This is a genomic window from Streptomyces sp. RK62, from assembly GCF_018070255.1.
Taxonomy (GTDB): Bacteria; Actinomycetota; Actinomycetes; order Streptomycetales; family Streptomycetaceae; genus Streptomyces; species Streptomyces nigra.
Genome location: NZ_JAGPYD010000019.1, coordinates 42,114 through 59,525, shown reverse-complemented (window position 1 = coordinate 59,525; position 17,412 = coordinate 42,114). Strand labels below are relative to the sequence as shown.

Annotated in this window: 13 protein-coding genes; 8 read left to right on the top strand and 5 right to left on the bottom strand. The window is 72.0% G+C overall.

The genetic code is table 11. The features are described 5' to 3' along the window. The first annotated feature begins 251 nt into the window (after positions 1–251). The 6 genes from KBY32_RS30820 (at position 252) to KBY32_RS30795 (ending at position 6,944) form a co-directional block, all read left to right on the top strand. Positions 252–1,436, top strand: coding sequence for a DUF4190 domain-containing protein (locus tag KBY32_RS30820; RefSeq protein WP_210982405.1), 1,185 nt, complete (start codon positions 252–254; stop codon positions 1,434–1,436). Between the two features lie 147 nt (positions 1,437–1,583). After that, a complete protein-coding gene (locus tag KBY32_RS30815) occupies positions 1,584–2,336 on the top strand; it encodes a GntR family transcriptional regulator (RefSeq protein WP_210982404.1) in 753 nt (250 codons plus the stop codon). Between the two features lie 372 nt (positions 2,337–2,708). Continuing rightward, positions 2,709–2,900 (top strand): SPOR domain-containing protein, encoded by a 192-nt coding sequence (locus tag KBY32_RS30810; RefSeq protein ID WP_210982403.1) that lies wholly within the window; start codon positions 2,709–2,711, stop codon positions 2,898–2,900. 26 nt (positions 2,901–2,926) lie between these two features. Beyond that, positions 2,927–3,325: a (deoxy)nucleoside triphosphate pyrophosphohydrolase gene (locus KBY32_RS30805; protein ID WP_210982402.1), complete on the top strand. Its 399-nt coding sequence runs from the start codon at positions 2,927–2,929 to the stop codon at positions 3,323–3,325. A gap of 107 nt (positions 3,326–3,432) precedes the next feature. Next, the gene (locus tag KBY32_RS30800; protein ID WP_115507424.1) at positions 3,433–3,843 is read left to right on the top strand and encodes an ATP-binding protein; all 411 of its coding nucleotides are present in this window, start codon (positions 3,433–3,435) and stop codon (positions 3,841–3,843) included. Positions 3,844–4,127: 284 nt separating this feature from the next. Continuing rightward, a complete protein-coding gene (locus tag KBY32_RS30795; protein WP_210982401.1) occupies positions 4,128–6,944 on the top strand; it encodes a SpoIIE family protein phosphatase in 2,817 nt (938 codons plus the stop codon). Positions 6,945–7,109: 165 nt separating this feature from the next. Here KBY32_RS30795 and KBY32_RS30790 read toward each other — a convergent pair whose 3' ends face one another. The 5 genes from KBY32_RS30790 to KBY32_RS30770 form a co-directional block, all read right to left on the bottom strand. Then, entirely contained in the window at positions 7,110–8,153 is a 1,044-nt protein-coding gene (locus KBY32_RS30790) for a hypothetical protein (RefSeq protein ID WP_247690234.1), read from the bottom strand. A gap of 640 nt (positions 8,154–8,793) precedes the next feature. Next, positions 8,794–9,564: a succinate dehydrogenase/fumarate reductase iron-sulfur subunit gene (locus KBY32_RS30785; RefSeq protein WP_210982400.1), complete on the bottom strand. Its 771-nt coding sequence runs from the start codon at positions 9,562–9,564 to the stop codon at positions 8,794–8,796. Then, positions 9,561–11,504 carry a fumarate reductase/succinate dehydrogenase flavoprotein subunit gene (locus KBY32_RS30780; RefSeq protein WP_210982399.1) on the bottom strand — a complete coding sequence of 648 codons (1,944 nt, stop codon included), beginning with the start codon at positions 11,502–11,504 and terminating at the stop codon, positions 9,561–9,563. The genes KBY32_RS30785 and KBY32_RS30780 overlap by 4 nt, the downstream gene beginning before the upstream one ends. Before the next feature lie 20 nt (positions 11,505–11,524). After that, a complete protein-coding gene (locus KBY32_RS30775; RefSeq protein WP_055621833.1) occupies positions 11,525–12,346 on the bottom strand; it encodes a hypothetical protein in 822 nt (273 codons plus the stop codon). 32 nt (positions 12,347–12,378) lie between these two features. After that, entirely contained in the window at positions 12,379–12,669 is a 291-nt protein-coding gene (locus KBY32_RS30770) for a hypothetical protein (protein ID WP_055621834.1), read from the bottom strand. A gap of 352 nt (positions 12,670–13,021) precedes the next feature. On the opposite strand from KBY32_RS30770, the gene KBY32_RS30765 reads away from it, so the two are divergent. Together KBY32_RS30765 and typA are read left to right on the top strand one after the other, a co-directional pair. After that, positions 13,022–15,175, top strand: a complete 2,154-nt coding sequence (locus KBY32_RS30765; RefSeq protein ID WP_210982398.1) for an ABC transporter family substrate-binding protein — start codon at positions 13,022–13,024, stop codon at positions 15,173–15,175. A gap of 251 nt (positions 15,176–15,426) precedes the next feature. Further along, entirely contained in the window at positions 15,427–17,334 is a 1,908-nt protein-coding gene (typA, locus tag KBY32_RS30760) for a translational GTPase TypA (RefSeq protein WP_055621836.1), read from the top strand. The last annotated feature ends 78 nt before the right edge of the window (positions 17,335–17,412 follow it).

Sequence of the window (17,412 nt, the reverse complement as noted above, 5' to 3'; positions counted from 1 at the left end):
CTCGCGGCGGAGTCCGGGTCCCGTGACCCGGCTCCCCGCGGGGACGAGGCGTTTGTACGACGGGCTGACTGCGTCGGGCGACTGCCTCGTGGTGGTGTTCGCGTACGACGGCATGCCGGTCGCCGCCGACTTCGACATCGGCGACGACTGGTGAACCCGGCCGCCCCCCGTGCCGTCCCGGTTCGCGGCGCGCTTACGATGCGCGCAGTCGTACGCCCCTCCCCACCGCCCGAACCAGGAGCACGGTAGCCGTGTCGATACCCCCGCCGTCCGGACCCCAGCAGCCGTACGGGCCACCGGCACCGCCCCACGGGCCGTACGCCGCCGGTCCCGGCTCGCCCTACGGGGCGCCGTACGGGGCCCCCTACGGTCCGTACGGGGCCTTCGGCGGGCAGGCGCCGGTGAACGGGCTGGCGATCGGCTCCCTCGTGCTCGGCATCCTGTGCTTCGTGCCGGCCGTCGGCCTGGTGCTCGGCATCGTCGCGCTCGCGCAGATCCGGCGGAAGGGCGAGCGCGGCAAGGGCATGGCCATCGCCGGTTCGGTGCTCTCCACGGTGGGCCTCGCGCTGTGGGCGCTGACGCTGTCCACCGGTGCCGCCGCCGACTTCTGGGACGGCTTCAAGGGCGCCGCGACCGGGGAGGGCAGCGCCTTCGCGCTGGAAAAAGGCGACTGCTTCGACACCCCGGCGGGAAGCCTGGAGGGGGAGACCTTCGACGCCGAGAAGGTGCCCTGCTCCGGTGAGCACGACGGTGAGGTCTTCGCGGTGGTCGAGCTGCCGGACGGCGGCTACCCCGGCGAGGACGAGCTGTCCCGCACGGCCGACGACAAGTGCTACGCGCTGAGCGACGGTTACGCCATGGACACCTGGGGCGTGCCGGACGACGTCGACGTCTACTACTTCATCCCCACCGCGCAGAGCTGGCGGTTCGGCGACCGTGAACTCACCTGTCTGTTCGGCAGCGTCGAGGAGCGCCGGCTGACCGGCTCGCTGCGCGGCGACGCCACCACGCTCGACGCCGACCAGGTCGCCTTCCTGTCCGCGGTCAACGCCGTCGACACGGTCCTCTACGAGGAGCCGGAGGACCACCCCGACGACGACCTGGGCGCCAACCAGGCGTGGGCGAGGGACGTGCACCGGGTGCTGGGCGAGCAGATCACGGCGCTGCGCGGGCACGGCTGGTCCGGCACGGCGGAGAAGCCGGTCACCGACCTGGTCGAGGAGATGGAGGACGCCCGCAAGGAGTGGGCGCGGGCCGCCGCCGCGAAGGACACGGACACGTACTTCGCGCACTACGAGAAGGGCTACGCGTACGTCGACGGGCCCACGACGGTCACCGCGCGCGAGGCTCTGGGCCTCGACACCACCGTCCCGGAGTACACGGACGACTCCGACAGCGGGGGCGGCGGCGAGGACGCGGGCGATCTCCAGGTGTGAGCGCGGCCATAGCGGGGAGAAAGTGCCTGCGTAAAGCCCCCCGCCACCACAAGTCATCACATCGAGTGATTCTCTGGCCTTTGCTTGCACAGGACAACGGATGGTTGCCACGCTGTTGCTGTCTGTACAACCTGATGGGAGCGGCCAGTGACTTTCGGTGAGCAGCCGGCGTATCTGCGTGTCGCGGGTGATCTCCGTAAGAAGATCGTCGACGGTTCACTCCCTCCGCACACCCGCCTCCCTTCACAGGCCAGGATCCGCGAGGAGTACGGCGTCTCCGACACCGTCGCCCTGGAGGCGCGCAAGGTGCTGATGGCCGAGGGCCTGGTCGAGGGCCGCTCCGGCTCCGGGACCTATGTGCGCGAGCGGCCCGTGCCCCGCCGTATCGCCCGCTCCGGCTTCCGCCCGCCGAGCGGTGCCACGCCCTTCCGGCAGGAGCAGGCCGACGGGGAAGTGCGCGGCACCTGGGAGTCCAGCAGCGAGCAGGCGCTCGCCGGCCGTGCCGTCGCCGAGCGGCTGGCCATCCGGCCGGGCGAGCGCGTGATGTGCACGCGGTATCTGTTCCGGGAGGCGGGCGAGCCCATGATGCTCTCCACCTCCTGGGAGCCCCTCTCCGTCACCGGCCGCACGCCCGTGCTGCTGCCCGAGGAGGGACCGCTCGGCGGCATGGGCGTCGTCGAGCGCATGGCCGCCATCGACGTCGTCGTGGACAACGTCACCGAGGAGGTCGGCGCCCGCCCCGGCCTCGCCGAGGAGCTGCACGCGCTGGGCGGTGTCCCCGGCCATGTCGTCCTCGTCATCCAGCGCACCTACTACGCCTCGGGCCGCCCGGTGGAGACGGCGGACGTGGTCGTCCCCGCCGACCGCTACCGGGTCGCGTACCACCTGCCGGTGAAGTAGCGCGCGTGTGCGAGTGACGAAGCGTGTGTGCGAGTGAAGTAGCGCACACCTCCCATCCGTTGCCCTGTGCGGACCGGTAACACCCGTCCCCGCGCACTCTGTTGTGCGCCGGTCGTTCCCGCAGGTCGGCGCGGGTGTGCGCGATACGCCCGCGAACGGATGCATTGCCTCCGGCGCACGGCGCGTTCAGCGTCGTGCGCCCCCTTCGGCTTGGCTCATTGCGTACCTCTTTGTGAAAAGCCGTATTCGCTGCGTGAAGGTTAGGCGTAGGCTCGGGCATATGCGGATTGCGGTTTCCTCAGCGGGCGGGGCACGGCACAGGCCGCGAGCATCAGCCGGGCGGCCGTGGGCGGGAAGGAGAAGTGGGGCGCGATGAACGACAGCACGATCACTCTTCCCTGGCTCGTCGTCCGGCAGGACGACAACGGCAACCGCTATCGCGTGGGCCGGTATGCGACCCGGGCCGAGGCCCAGAAGATCGCGGACAGCCTCGACGGCCGCGGACACAAGCAGCTGTACTGGGTCGAGCGCATCACGCCGAACGGCAGCGGCGCCGACCGCTGACACCGCGCTCCCGTAGGCTCCGGCGCATGACGCAACGGATCGTGGTCGGCGCCGCGCTGCTGGAGGCGGGCCGTCTGCTCGCCGCACGCCGGAGCGCGCCCGCGGACCTGGCCGGGCGCTGGGAACTGCCCGGCGGCAAGGTGGAACCGGGCGAGAAGCCCGAGGCGGCCCTCGCCCGCGAACTGCGCGAGGAACTCGGCGTGGACGCCGAGGTGATGGAGCGCGTCCCCGGCGTCTGGCCCCTGCGGACCCCCTTCGTCCTCCATGTGTGGACCGCCCGCCTGCGGCCCGGCAGCCCGGCGCCGCACCCCCTGCAGGACCACGACGACCTGCGCTGGCTCGACGCCGGCGAGCTGTGGGACGTCGACTGGCTGGACCAGGACGTCCCCGCCGTCCGCGAGGTGGCCCGGCGGCTGACGCCCTGACGCACCCCCGCCCTTGACCCGGCCGGCGCGGTACTCACACCCGAATATCGGGTATGTGCCCATTAACCCCATGAAACCGGACATGGAGTGGCTTCGCTGGCTGGGAAGTGATCGGCGTGCTCGACACCGATGGCGACTGCGCCGAATGGACCTTCCCCGCGGAGGCCGGCGCCGTCCGCGCGGCCCGGGAAGCCGTGCGCGACCGGCTGTACGCCTGGGGGCTGGGCGGACTCGCCGACCTCGCGGCCCTGCTCGTCAGCGAGCTGGTGACCAACTCCCTGCGGCACGCCACCGGTCCCATCGGCGTACGCCTGGTGCGCCCCGAGGGAGACGGCGGCGTCCTGCTCGTGGAAGTCTCCGACCCGCTGCCCGATCCACCGCGCCCCCGCGGAGCCGACACCGACGACGAGGGCGGCCGGGGACTCCAGCTCGTCGCGCGCACCTCCCGGCGCTGGGGGACCCGGCCGGGACGCGGCAGCGGCAAGACGGTGTGGTTCGAACTCGCGGTCCCGCGCTGACACTCCGTTCCCCACGGTCCGTCAGCCGACGCGCCGGACGCCCTCCGTCCACGCCCGGACCACGGGCGGCCGGTTCCGGCCGGTGACGGGTGACCCAAGTCGTGATTCGAGGACGTGTCCGCTGGTTAGAAGACTGGAAGTGTTTCCGCGGCGGGGACCGAAAACCATCGGGACCGTGCTGTGATCGTGAACACCGTGTTGTGGTGGGCCGTAGTGCTGGATACTGCGGGCAGCCGCCGCCGGTGACCGGTGCCGGACGCGGTGAGCTGGAGGGGACGGTTCGCGTGAGCGAGATACCAGCGAAGGCGACGGAGTCCGAGGACCCGTCGAACAGTGGTAGGGCGAGGGCCGCCGGAGATCTCTCCGACGCTCGCGCCTCTCACGGCACACCCGCCTCCGACGGCACATCCGCCTCGCCGGTGCCCGCCCGGTCCGCCGCGGCGGACGCCCGAGACGACCGCGACGCTCGCGACGACCGCGCTGCCCGAGACGCCCGCGCTGCCCGAGACGCCCGAGACGCCCGCTCGGCCCGCGACCCGCGGGACCCCGACGCGACCGGCTTCGGCTCCGAGGAGCCGCGCCCCGGCGAGCCGCTGTGGCAGAGCAAGCCGCCCGGCTCGATCTACGACTACATCAAGGTCGCGTCCTTCTCCATCGGCCCCGACGGCCTGGTCGACCAGTGGAGTCTGCGCGCCGAGCAGGTCTTCGGCATCCCCGCCGCACGCGCGGTCGGCATGGACCCCATCGAGGCGTTCATCGACCCCGACCTGCGCGCACAGGGCCAGCGCAAGATGGCCGAGATCCTGGACGGACGCGAGTGGACCGGTGTGGTCCCCTTCCGGGTGCCGGACGACTCCGACGAGGGCGGCCGGGGCAAGGACGGCCTCGCCGAGGTGTACGTCATGCCGACGCGCACCGAGGAGGGGGAGAAGGCCGCCGTCTGTATCGTCGTCGACGTCCGCACCCTGCGCCGGATGGAGACCGACCTCGCCGCCTCGCAGGCAATTTTCGGTCAATCTCCCTTCGGCTTCCTGCTGATCGACACCGATCTGCGGGTACGCCGCGCCAACCAGCGGTTCGCGTCCCTGTTCGGCGGCACCCCCGACGACCACCGCGGACGGGGCGTCCACGACTATCTCGCCCGGCCCGAGGCGGAACGGGTCGCGGCCACCCTGCGGCGCGTCCTGGAGAGCGGCGACTCCATCACCGACATGCACGTCACCGGCTTCCTGCCCGGGTCCGACGAGCGCCGCCACTGGTCCGTCAACCTCTACCGGGTGCACAGCGGAAGCGGCCGTCCCATCGGTATCGCCTGGCTGGGCATCGACATCACCGCCCGGCGCGCCGCCGCCCGCGAGGCCGCCGCCGCCCGGCGCAACCTCGCCCTGCTGAACGACGCCGGCGCGCGCATCGGCAACTCCCTGGACCTGGAGACCACGGCCCGCGAACTCCTCGACGTCGTCGTGCCCGGCTTCTGCGACCTCGCCACCGTCGACCTGTACCAGGGGCTGCTGGCCGGGGACGAGACCCCGCCCGGGCTCGCCGACGGCAGCGCCGAACTGCGCCGCGTCGCCTTCTCCAGCGCCGTCTCCGACGCGCCCTTCGTCGGCGGCGGCGCCGAGGTCGCCGTCGGCGCCGTGCACCACTACCCGTTCAACTCGCCCTGCGCGGACGCCCTGCGCACCGCCCGGGTGCAGCATGTGCCCGGCGAGGACGGCGGCCTGGTGCAGTCCACGCTCGCCGTGCCGATGGTCGCCCACGACACCGTCGTCGGACTCGCCCAGTTCGCCCGGACGAAGGGCAGCGAGCCGTTCGGCGACCGCGACCGCGAACTCGCCGTGGAACTCGCGGCCCGCGCGGCCGTCTGCATCGACAACGCCCGCCTCTACCGCCGCGAACACGAACGCGCCCTGATACTGCAGCGGTCGCTGCTGCCGCCGGGGGACCCGGTCGCCGCCGGACTCGACATCGCCTGCCGCTATCTGCCCGGCAACTCCTCCGCCGACCGGCACAGCGAGGTGGGCGGCGACTGGTTCGACGTCATCGAACTCCCCGGGCACCGCACCGCGCTGGTCGTGGGCGACGTCATGGGGCGCGGGCTGCGCGCCGCCGTCGCGATGGGCGAACTGCGCTCCGCCGTACGCACGCTGGCGCTGCTGGACCTCGAACCGGCCGAGGTGCTCTCCGCGCTGGACGAGATCGCGCGCGGCCTCGGCGCCCCCGGCGGTGTCCAGCAGGCCACCCGCGCGGCCCGCCGCCCCCGGGAGGCGGACCTCTCCGAGGTGTACCTCGCCACCTGCGTGTACGCCGTGTACGACTCCGTGACCCGGCGCTGCACCTTCGCCAACGCCGGTCATCTTCCGCCGGTCCTCGTCGAGCCCGGCGAGGACGCGCTGATGCTGGACGTGCCGCCGGGGATGCCGCTCGGCGTCGGCGGCGAGCCGTTCGAGGAGGTGGAGGTCGAACTTCCCGAGGGTGCGCTGCTCGCGCTCTACACGGACGGACTGGTCGAGTCCCGCGACCACCCCCTGGACGAGGGCCTGCAGGCCTTCGTCGGCGCGCTCACCGACCCCACGCGGCCCCTGGAGGACGTCTGCGATCACGTCCTCACCACTCTCGACACCCATCACGGCGAGGACGACATCGCGCTGCTGATGGCCCGGGTGCAGGGGCTGCCCGCCGACTCGGTCGGCGACTGGACCCTGCCGCGCGAGCCGCGCAGCGTGGGCCGCGCCCGCGAGTTCGCGCGCGCCCGGCTTCAGTCGTGGGACCTGGAGGCGCTGGTCGACACCACCGAACTCCTCGTCAGCGAACTGGTCACCAACGCCCTGCGCTACGGCGAGGGTGAGATCAGACTCCGGCTGCTGCTGGACCGCACACTGGTGTGCGAGGTCTGGGACTCCGGCCTGGTGCAGCCGCGCCGGCGCCGCGCCCGTGACACGGACGAGGGCGGTCGCGGCCTCCAGCTGGTCGGTCTGCTCAGCGCGGCCTGGGGCTCCCGCCGCACCCCGCGCGGCAAGACGGTCTGGTTCGAACTCCCGCTCCCCGACGGCGAAACGACCCTGACCGACCCGGCGGAGGCCCTGCTGAGCCTGTTCTGACTTCCCGGCCACCCCCACTCCGGCACACCCGTCTCGGGGCGCCGGGGTGCCGGCGCCCGGCCGTCCCGCGCGGGGACGTCACCCGCGCTGGTCCGTCTCGCGACGGCGTGTCGCGCTGCCCGGGGGCGTGGCCCGGCGGCGGTGCGGTCCCGAGCCACGCCCCGGTCACCGTGGCTCGTCCACCTCGCGGCGACGGTCGGAGGTCCGGGGGCCGCCGTAGCTCGGCGGGTGGGGGAGCAGGCCGCCCAGGAAGGCCGACGTCTGATCGGGGGTGGGCTCGGGCGGGTGGCCGTGCAGGCGGATGTCCTGGTCGGCCAGATCCCGGGCCTCCTCGGCGAGTTCGTCGGCCGCCACCATGTCGTCCAGGTTCTGCGTGCCGGCCCGGCGCCGCGCCTCCGCCAGCCGGGTGCGGGCCCCGCATCCCACCACCGCCCGGTGCGTCGCGACGACGTCGTCCGCTCCGGCGACGGCGGCCCGGACGCAGAGCGCGGCGGCGGCAGGGAGCACACCGGCCCGCCCGGCGGCCACGGGTGCCACCGCCCGGACGATCCGGCGCAGCAGGCCGAGCGGGTCGTACGGCCGTCCCGAGGCCAGCTCCTGCCGTACGCCCGCCAGGACGACGTCGGCGTGGCCGGTGCGGGCCCGCAGCTCGCCCGGTGTGATGTCCGGGTGGGCGCTGGGCTGTCCCTCCAGGGCACTGCGGGCGCCGGCGATCTCCGTCTCCGCGCCGGTGAGGGCGGCCGGGACCAGCTCCGCCGCCGCTGCCAGGTCCTCGCGGAGGCGTTCCACGCCGTCGATGAGCACCCCGGCCTGGGCGATGGCGCCCTCGGCGGCCCGCAGCCGGCTCGCCGCCCGGCCGACGTCACCGGCGTCGGCGGCCTGCCTGGCCAGATTCAGCCGGGTCGTCGCGAACACCAGGCGGTCCTTGGCCTGTTCGACGTTCCCCACCACCGGGGCGGACGCCGTGGGGGCGTAGCGCTCGGCGAGTTCGGCGAGGGCCGCGTCGGCGCCCCCGGTCCGCGCGGTCAGCCCCCGGAACCGGCCCTCCGCGACCGCCAGGGCGGCCCCCAGCCCTCCGCCCGGCCCCTCCTCGAGGCCCCGCAGCGTGTCGAGGGCGGCGGCCCGTACGTCCAGCAGCCGCCCGGTCTCCTCGCACCGCCCGACGATCCCCGCCAGCGCGTGCCGGCGGGACGCGCCCTCCTCGGGCACGCCGTGCTCGTACTGCCAGCGGATATGGAACGCCGCCGCCAGCTCGGTCCCGGGCCTCCCGCACCGCCCGCCGGACGTCCTCGAACTCCTCCGGCGCCCCGGCCTCCGTCCCGTCCTGCGTCTCGGCCTCGAACCGTGCCTCGGCGAAGGCGAGCTCCTCGCTGCTGACCCGTACCCAGCCGTCCGCGTGGACCAGCGCGTCCCGGGCCCGTTCGTCCAGCTCCTCGTCGGGCGGTTCGCCGGTCGTCACCGGCGTCCCGCCGGGTGTCGTACGCCCCGTCGTCCGCCGTCTGCGCCGCCAGAAGCCGTAGCTCGCCAGCACTCCCGCCGCGGCCACGGCGATCATGGGGAGCACCAGGTCGGCGGTGTGCGTCCCGTGGTCCTCCCGCTGTCCGAGCGCGCCCGCCACGGGCCGGTGCGGTCCGCCGGACGCCGCCCCGCCGGACGCCGTCCCGGGCAGCACCAGCCAGGCCACCCCGACCAGGGCGCCCAGCAGGGCGTGCAGCACGCGCACGGATATGTGCGCACGGGCGCGCCGCGGCCGGCCCCGGATCAAGGATGACGTCACATTTCGGAGCGTATGAGCAGGAATGCGCCCGCGCGACCGGGGTGCGTCAGGGGAGGTGCGGGCCCGCCCCCGCTACGATGTCCGTCTTCTGATCTTCGACCCCAGCCAGACCAGCGGGTCGTACTTGCGGTCCACGGCCCGTTCCTTCAGCGGGATCAGCGCGTTGTCCGTGATCTTGATGCCCTCGGGGCAGACCTCGGTGCAGCACTTGGTGATGTTGCAGTACCCGAGCCCGTGCTCGTCCTGCGCGGTCCTCTTGCGGTCGAGTCCGCTCTCGGCCGCCGCGTCCAGCGGGTGCATGTCCAGCTCGGCGACGCGCATGAGGAAGCGGGGACCGGCGAAGGCCGGTTTGTTCTCCTCGTGGTCGCGCACCACATGGCAGGTGTCCTGGCACAGGAAGCACTCGATGCACTTGCGGAACTCCTGCGAGCGGTCCACGTCCTCCTGCATCATCCGGTACTCGCCGGGCCCCACGCCCTCCGGCGGCACGAAGGCCGGGACCTGCCGGGCCTTCTCGTAGTTGAAGCCGACGTCCGTGACCAGGTCCCGTACGACGGGGAAGGCCCGCAGCGGGGTGACCGTGATCGTCTCCTCGCGGTCGAACACCGACATCCGCGTCATACACATCAGCCGCGGCCGCCCGTTGATCTCGGCGGAGCACGACCCGCACTTGCCCGCCTTGCAGTTCCAGCGGACGGCCAGATCGGGCGCCTGGGTGGCCTGGAGGCGGTGGATGATGTCGAGGACGACCTCGCCGTCGTTCACCTCGACCCGGAAGTCCTGAAGGTCCCCGCCCCCGACATCGCCGCGCCACACCTTGAAGCGGGCCTCGTAGCTGCTCACTGGTAGAGCTCCTCTTCGGCGAGGTACTTGACCAGCTCCTCCTTCTCGAAGAGGGCGAGCAGGTCCTGGCGGACGGGTTCGGTGGTCTCCCGGACGAGGTCGATCTGGCCGCGCTCGGGGTCGGTGGCCGCGAGACCGCCCGTCGGGTCGGCCAGCCGGCACAACAGGTTGACGTTGCGCCAGCGGCGGTCCATCTCCGGATGGTCCTCACGGGTGTGGCCGCCCCGGGACTCGGTCCGCTCCAGCGCCGCCCGCGCCACGCACTCGCTGACCAGCAGCATGTTCCGCAGGTCCAGCGCGAGATGCCAGCCCGGGTTGAACTGCCGGTGCCCCTCGACCCCGGCCCGGTGGGCCCGTACCCGCAGCTCGGCCAGCTTCTCCAGCGCCTGCTCCATCTCGGCCTCGCGCCGGATGATGCCGACCAGGTCGTTCATGGCCTGCTGGAGCTCCTGGTGCAGGGTGTACGGGTTCTCCGGCGGCCGTCCGGCGTCCACGGACCCGGCCGGGCCCTCCGCCGAGAAGGGCCGCAGCGCCTCCGCCGCCGCGCTGTCGATCTGGGGGTCGCTGACCCCGGGGCGTTCGAAGGCCTGGGCGGCCGCGTGCTCGGCGGCGTGCCAGCCCGCCCGGCGGCCGAAGACCAGCAGGTCGGACAGCGAGTTGCCGCCGAGCCGGTTGGAGCCGTGCATCCCGCCAGCCACCTCACCGGCCGCGAACAGCCCCGGCACCCCGCGGGCCGCCGCCGTGTCCGAGTCGACCGCGATACCGCCCATGACGTAGTGGCAGGTCGGCCCGACCTCCATCGGCTCGGCCGTGATGTCGACGTCCGCCAGCTCCTTGAACTGGTGGTACATCGACGGCAGCCGGCGCTTGATGACCTCCGCCGGCATCCGGGTGGACACGTCCAGGAAGACCCCGCCGTGCGGGGAGCCCCGGCCCGCCTTCACCTCGGCGTTGATCGCGCGGGCCACCTCGTCGCGGGGGAGCAGCTCGGGAGGGCGCCGGTTGTTGTCCGGGTCCTCGTACCAGCGGTCGCCCTCCTCCTCCGACTCGGCGTACTTCTCCTTGAAGACGTCCGGGACGTAGTCGAACATGAACCGCTTGCCCTCGGAGTTGCGCAGCACCCCGCCGTCGCCGCGCACCGACTCGGTGACCAGGATGCCCTTCACCGACGGCGGCCAGACCATGCCCGTCGGATGGAACTGCACGAACTCCATGTTCAGCAGCGGCGCCCCGGCGAGCAGCGCGAGCGCGTGCCCGTCGCCCGTGTACTCCCACGAGTTCGACGTCACCTTGAAGGACTTGCCGATGCCGCCGGTCGCGATGACCACGGACGGCGCCTCCAGGACGAAGAAGCGGCCCGTCTCACGCTCGTAGGCGAAGACGCCGGAGACTCGGGAGCCGTCCTTCAGGATCCGGGTGACCGTGCACTCCTGATAGACCTTCAGCCGGGACTCGTAGTCCCCGGTCTCCTTCTTGTCCTCCTGCTGGAGCGAGACGATCTTCTGCTGGAGGGTGCGGATCAGCTCCAGACCGGTGCGGTCGCCGACGTGCGCGAGGCGCGGGTACTCGTGCCCCCCGAAATTGCGCTGCGAGATCCGGCCGTCCTTCGTCCGGTCGAAGAGCGCGCCCCAGGTCTCCAGCTCCCACACCCGCTGCGGGGCCTCCTGGGCGTGCAGTTCGGCCATCCGCCACTGGTTGAGGAACTTGCCGCCGCGCATGGTGTCGCGGAAGTGCACCTTCCAGTTGTCGTGCTCATTGGCGTTGGCCATGGCCGCCGCGATCCCGCCCTCGGCCATCACGGTGTGCGCCTTGCCGAACAGCGACTTGCAGATCACGGCCGTACGGGCGCCCCGCTCCCGTGCCTCGATCGCCGCGCGGAGGCCGGCGCCCCCGGCACCGACCACGACGACGTCCCACTCCTGCCGGTCGACCACGGACATGTGTTCAGTCCCCACCAAATCTAGAAGAAGCGCGGATCGTCGAAGACCCCGGACGCGACGAGATAGACGTAGAAGTCGGCGAGCGCGACGCTCACCAGCGACGCCCAGGCGAGCTGCATATGGCGGGCGTTGAGCCGCCCGATCCACTGCCACATGCGGTAGCGCACGGGGTGCTTGGAGAAGTGCTTGAGCTTGCCGCCGACGATGTGCCGGCAGGAATGGCAGGAGAGGGTGTACGCCCAGATCAGCACGATGTTGGCGAGGAAGACGAGGGTGCCGAGACCCATGTGGCCCCAGGCGTAGTCCTCGTCGCGGAAGGCGAGCACCGTGTCGTACGTGAGGATGCCGGCGACCAGCAGCGCCGCGTAGAAGAAGTACCGGTGGACGTTCTGCAGGATCAGCGGGAAGCGGGTCTCACCGGAGTACTTCTTGTGCGGCTCCGCGACCGCGCAGGCGGGGGGCGACATCCAGAAGCCCCGGTAGTACGCCTTGCGGTAGTAGTAGCAGGTCAGCCGGAAGCCGAGCGGGAAGATCAGGATGATGATCGCCGGCGAGATCCCCCACCAGCTCCCGAAGAGCTCCCAGTTCGGGCCGCCGCGCATCGGCTCGCAGTTCTCCGCGAGGCAGGGCGAGTAGAAGGGGGACACGTACGGCGCCGCGTAGTAGTCCGCGTTGGCGAAGGCCCGCCAGGTCGAGTACACGATGAACGCCAGCAGACCGGCCGCGGTGGCGGCGGGGGCCAGCCACCAGCGGTCGGTCCGCAGGTGCGGGGCGTCGATCGCGGCGCGGGTACCGGTGTGTACGCCGCCGCTGTTCAGATGGGGTTCCGTACCAGTGGCCAATGCATGACTCCGGTCGGGTGAGGGGGGACGGATCAGGGGGCGCGGCGGTCCCGGGCGCCGAGACCCTCGTCGTCCGTGTCGATCCACAGCGAGTCGTCGTACGGCGTGTCGGGGATGGTGACGAGCTCCGGCTTGCGCGGGGCGGACGGGCTCGCCGCGGCCTCCCGCAGCAGTGCGACGCTCTCGCGCAGATGGTTGGCGTCGGTGCGCACGCGGCGCATCTCCAGCCCCGCCGTGCCCAGCTGCTTCTCCAGGCGGCCGACGGACCGGGCCAGGTCGTCCAGACAGCGCTGGACGGCGATCAAATCGTCGTGCACGGACATGACGTGACCTCACTTCCGTGGGCCCTGCGGCCCTGGGTGGCAACGTTCATGCGCCTGCGAGTGTTGCGCGTCACACCTGCCTCTGTGAAGGCGTGTGCAGCGATTGGCGTATTGCGCGCCATGGACGCGCGCTCGCACGCGCTCTGTGTGCGCCGGGGGATCGAAGGAGTGTGCGGGGCGCTGTGCTCCGCACGGGTGGCCTTGAGCGCCCCCGGCGCCGTGTCGGCTCCGGCTGGCGAACCCTTTCCTCTTCAGTGGGGTGCCGTAGATCTGATCAGCACCAAAATACCGCCAAACGTGATCAGAACGCACTAATTGTCACCGGCGGGAGCCGCTCCCCGGAGGTACGCAGATGTCCCATGACGGTGTCGGAACCAGGCCCGGCCGCGGCTCGGTCATGCGCGCGGCCGCCTTCCTCACCGCGGGAGTGCTGGCGCTGCCGGTGCTCTCCGGCTGCAGCGACCCGGACCCGGCGGGCAAGCCGCTGGCCGGCCAGGACATCGCCCCGGCCGCCCGGGCGCGGATCGCCGACGGCGGCACCCTGCGCTGGGCGGTCGACAGCGTGCCGGAGACGCTGAACACCTTCCAGTCGGACGCCGACACCACCACGTCCCGGATCGCCCAGGCCACGCTGCCCTCGATGTACCGGCTCGACGAGAGCGGACGCCCCGAGCGCAACGAGGCGTATCTGGAGTCCGCCAAGGTCGTCGAGACCGAGCCCAAGCAGGTCGTGCTGTACAAGCTCGACCAGCAGGCCGTCTGGAGCGACGGCCGGGAGATCGGCGCCGCCGACTTCGCCGCCCAGTGGCGGGCCCTGTCCGGCAAGGACAGCGCCTACTGGACCGCCCGCAACGCCGGCTACGACCGCATCCAGAAGATCGAACGCGGCGACAACGACCTGGAGGTGCGGGTCACCTTCGCCCGTTCCTACGCCGACTGGCAGTCGCTGTTCTCGCCGCTGTACCCGAAGGAGGTCATGGGCACGCCGGACTCCTTCAACGACGGGGCGCGGCGCAAGCTCAAGGTCAGCGCCGGGCCGTTCACCGTGCGCAAGATCGACCGCAAGGGCGACGAGATCCGGCTCACCCGCAACCCCCGCTGGTGGGGCGAGCCCGCCAAGCTGAACGAGATCGTGCTGCGCGCCGTCCCCCGCGACGAGCGGGCCGCCGAACTGGCCGCCGGACGCCTCGACCTCGCCGACGTCGACCCGGCCGCCGCCCGGCGCATCGCGATCGCCGCCCCGCGCCCCAAGAACCCCTCGGCGAGCCCCTCCCGCACCCCGCTGATGGGCCCCGACCTGCGCAAGCTGACCCCCGTGCAGCGCAAGGACAAGGAGCGGTTCCACGGCTTCGAGGTCCGCAAGTCCCTCGAGCCCGCCTACACCCAGCTCGCCCTCAACGGCGGCGGCGACGGCCCGCTCGCCGACGAGCGGGTGCGCCGGGCCGTGGCCCGCGCCCTGGACCGGGAGAAGATCGCCGAAACGGTCCTGCGGCCGCTCGGACTGCCCACCGAGCCGGTCGGCAGCCACCTCGCCCTGTCCGGACAGGCCGCGTACGCCGACAACAGCGGGGCGGTCGGCGGCCAGGACACCGCCGAGGCACAGGCCCTCCTCGCGGACGCCGGCTGGGTGCCGGGCGGACCCGTGAAGGAGAAGAAGAAGGGGGAGAAGGCCGCCGGCAGCGAGGCCGACAAGACCGGCAAGAAGGAGGAAGGGGAGGAGAAGGAGAAGGAGAAGGAGAAGGGCTCCGAGGCGAAGACGGACAAGAAGTCCGACGACGGCACCTACATCGTCGGCGAGGACAACAAGGGCGCCGACGAGCAGGACAGCCGGCCGCTCGCCCAGGACGGCAAGCAGTACGGCGGCAAGCAGCTGTCCGGCGGTGCGCCCGGCGCGTACGCCCCGCAGGGCACGGCCGCCCCCGCCGCCGCGACCCGGCAGCTCGCCAAGGACGGCAAGGCGCTGACGCTGCGGTTCGTCGTGCCGGACGGCGAGGGGTCGGGGACCCTGCGCACGGTGGCGGACCGGATCGGCCACATGCTGAAGCGGGTCGGCATCCGCACCGAGATCACCAAGGTCTCGGACGAGAGCTACTTCAAGGACCACATCGCGTCCGGCCAGTACGACCTCGCCCTCTACTCCTGGCCCGCCTCCGCCTTCCCCGCGACCGACGCCCGGCCCATCTACGCCAAGCCGGTCCCGGCCGCCGACGGCTCCCTGAACGTCGAGCAGAACTACACCCGCGTCGGCACCGACCAGGTCGACCAGCTCTTCGAGCAGGCGGTCAGCACGCTCGACGAGTCCGAGTCCCGCTCCCTGATCCGCAAGGCGGACTCCCGTATCTGGGCCGCGGCCGGCTCGATCCCCCTCTACCAGCGCCCCCAGCTGACGGCCGCGCGCACCAACCTCGCCAACGCCGGCGCCTTCGGGTTCGGCACCCCGGTCTTCGAGGACATGGGCTTCCTGAAGAAGGGCGCCGCGGGCCAGCCGGCCCCCACGGCCTCGTAACCCGGCACAGCCGGTCGTAGCCGATCACAGTCGGATGCCGCTCACGGGCGCCGCGCGGGCCGAAAGGGTCCCCGCGGCGCCCTTCGCGTGCTCCAAAGGGCGGCTGACCTGCGTCGTCACATCCCGCCAAGCCCCCGCCCCGCAAGCCCCGTACCATGGGGTGAGGCCGTGGCATGTTCCGCCCGGCAGGGCCCGCGTAACACAGACGTACGCAGCAGGGCCGTCCTCACACTCCGGGAGTACGCCGCAATATGGCCACGCGCCACGACATCCGCAACGTCGCCATCGTCGCCCACGTCGACCACGGTAAGACCACCATCGTCGACGGCATGCTGAAGCAGGCCGGTGCCTTCGCCGCCCACCAGCTCGAGGGCGTCGACGACCGCATGATGGACTCGAACGACCTGGAGCGTGAGAAGGGCATCACGATCCTCGCCAAGAACACGGCGGTGAAGTACCACCCCAAGGACGGCGGGGACCCGATCACGATCAACATCATCGACACCCCCGGCCACGCCGACTTCGGTGGCGAGGTCGAGCGCGGTCTGTCGATGGTCGACGGCGTGGTGCTGCTCGTCGACGCCTCCGAGGGCCCGCTGCCGCAGACCCGGTTCGTGCTGCGCAAGGCCCTCCAGGCCCGCCTGCCGATCATCCTCTGCATCAACAAGACGGACCGTCCGGACGCCCGGATCGACGAGGTCGTCAACGAGACCTACGACCTCTTCCTCGACCTGGACGCCGACGAGGAGCAGATCGAGTTCCCGATCGTCTACGCCTGCGGCCGCGACGGCATCGCCTCGCTGACCAAGCCGGCCGACGGCACCGTCCCGGAGGACTCCACCAGCCTGGAGCCGTTCTTCTCGACGATCCTCCAGCACATCCCGGCGCCGACCTACGACGAGGACGCCCCGCTCCAGGCCCACGTCACCAACCTGGACGCCGACAACTTCCTCGGCCGTATCGCGCTGCTGCGCGTCCACCAGGGCGAGCTGAAGAAGGGGCAGACCGTCGCGTGGATGAAGCGCGACGGCTCCGTCAGCAACGTGCGCATCTCCGAGCTGATGATGACCGAGGCGCTCACCCGCAAGCCGGCCGAGAAGGCGGGCCCGGGTGACATCTGCGCGGTCGCCGGTATCACGGACATCATGATCGGCGAGACGCTGGCGGACCCGGAGAACCCGGTCCCGCTGCCGCTCATCACGGTCGACGAGCCCGCGATCTCCATGGTCATCGGCACCAACACCTCCCCGCTGGTCGGCCGCGGCGGCACCGGCAAGGGCGCCGACGCGAAGGCGGCCGTCAAGGACCGCAAGGTCACCGCCCGCCAGGTCAAGGACCGCCTCGACCGCGAGCTGATCGGCAACGTCTCGCTCCGCGTCCTGGACACCGAGCGCCCCGACGCCTGGGAGGTGCAGGGCCGCGGCGAGCTGGCGCTGGCCATCCTGGTGGAGCAGATGCGCCGTGAGGGCTTCGAGCTGACCATCGGCAAGCCGCAGGTGGTCACCAAGGAGGTCGAGGGCAAGACGTACGAGCCCGTCGAGCGCATGACCATCGACGTGCCCGAGGAGCACATGGGCGCCGTCACGCAGCTCATGGGCGTCCGCAAGGGCCGGATGGACAACATGTCCAACCACGGCTCCGGCTGGGTGCGCCTGGAGTTCGTCGTGCCCTCCCGCGGTCTGATCGGCTTCCGTACCGAGTTCCTGACCCAGACCCGCGGCACGGGTATCGCGCACTCGATCCACGAGGGCCACGAGCCCTGGTTCGGGACGCTGACGACCCGTAACAACGGCTCCCTGGTCGCCGACCGCTCCGGTGCCGTCACCGCGTTCGCGATGACGAACCTCCAGGAGCGCGGCGTGCTGTTCGTCGAGCCCGGCACCGAGGTGTACGAGGGCATGATCGTCGGCGAGAACTCCCGCGCCGACGACATGGACGTCAACATCACCAAGGAGAAGAAGCTCACCAACATGCGGTCGTCCACGGCCGATGTGGCCGAGTCGATCGTCCCGCCGCGCAAGCTGTCGCTGGAGCAGTCCCTGGAGTTCTGCCGCGACGACGAGTGCGTCGAGGTGACCCCGGAGGCCGTCCGCATCCGCAAGGTGAACCTGGACGCCCGCGAGCGCGCCCGCGCCGCGAGCCGCGCCAAGCACGGCTGACGTACGTCCCGACGGCGCCGGACGCCCCCTGCCGGGGGTGTCCGGCGCCGTCGTGCGTCCGGGGCCGGTGAGAGGCGT

Coding starts and splice junctions, on each gene's coding strand:
- KBY32_RS30805 (WP_210982402.1), top strand. CDS start 2,927: ATGACGCAACGGATCGTGGTCGGCGCCGCGCTGCTGGAGGCGGGCCGT.
- KBY32_RS30780 (WP_210982399.1), bottom strand. CDS start 11,504: ATGTCCGTGGTCGACCGGCAGGAGTGGGACGTCGTCGTGGTCGGTGCC.
- KBY32_RS30810 (WP_210982403.1), top strand. CDS start 2,709: ATGAACGACAGCACGATCACTCTTCCCTGGCTCGTCGTCCGGCAGGAC.
- typA (WP_055621836.1), top strand. CDS start 15,427: ATGGCCACGCGCCACGACATCCGCAACGTCGCCATCGTCGCCCACGTC.
- KBY32_RS30765 (WP_210982398.1), top strand. CDS start 13,022: ATGTCCCATGACGGTGTCGGAACCAGGCCCGGCCGCGGCTCGGTCATG.
- KBY32_RS30770 (WP_055621834.1), bottom strand. CDS start 12,669: ATGTCCGTGCACGACGATTTGATCGCCGTCCAGCGCTGTCTGGACGAC.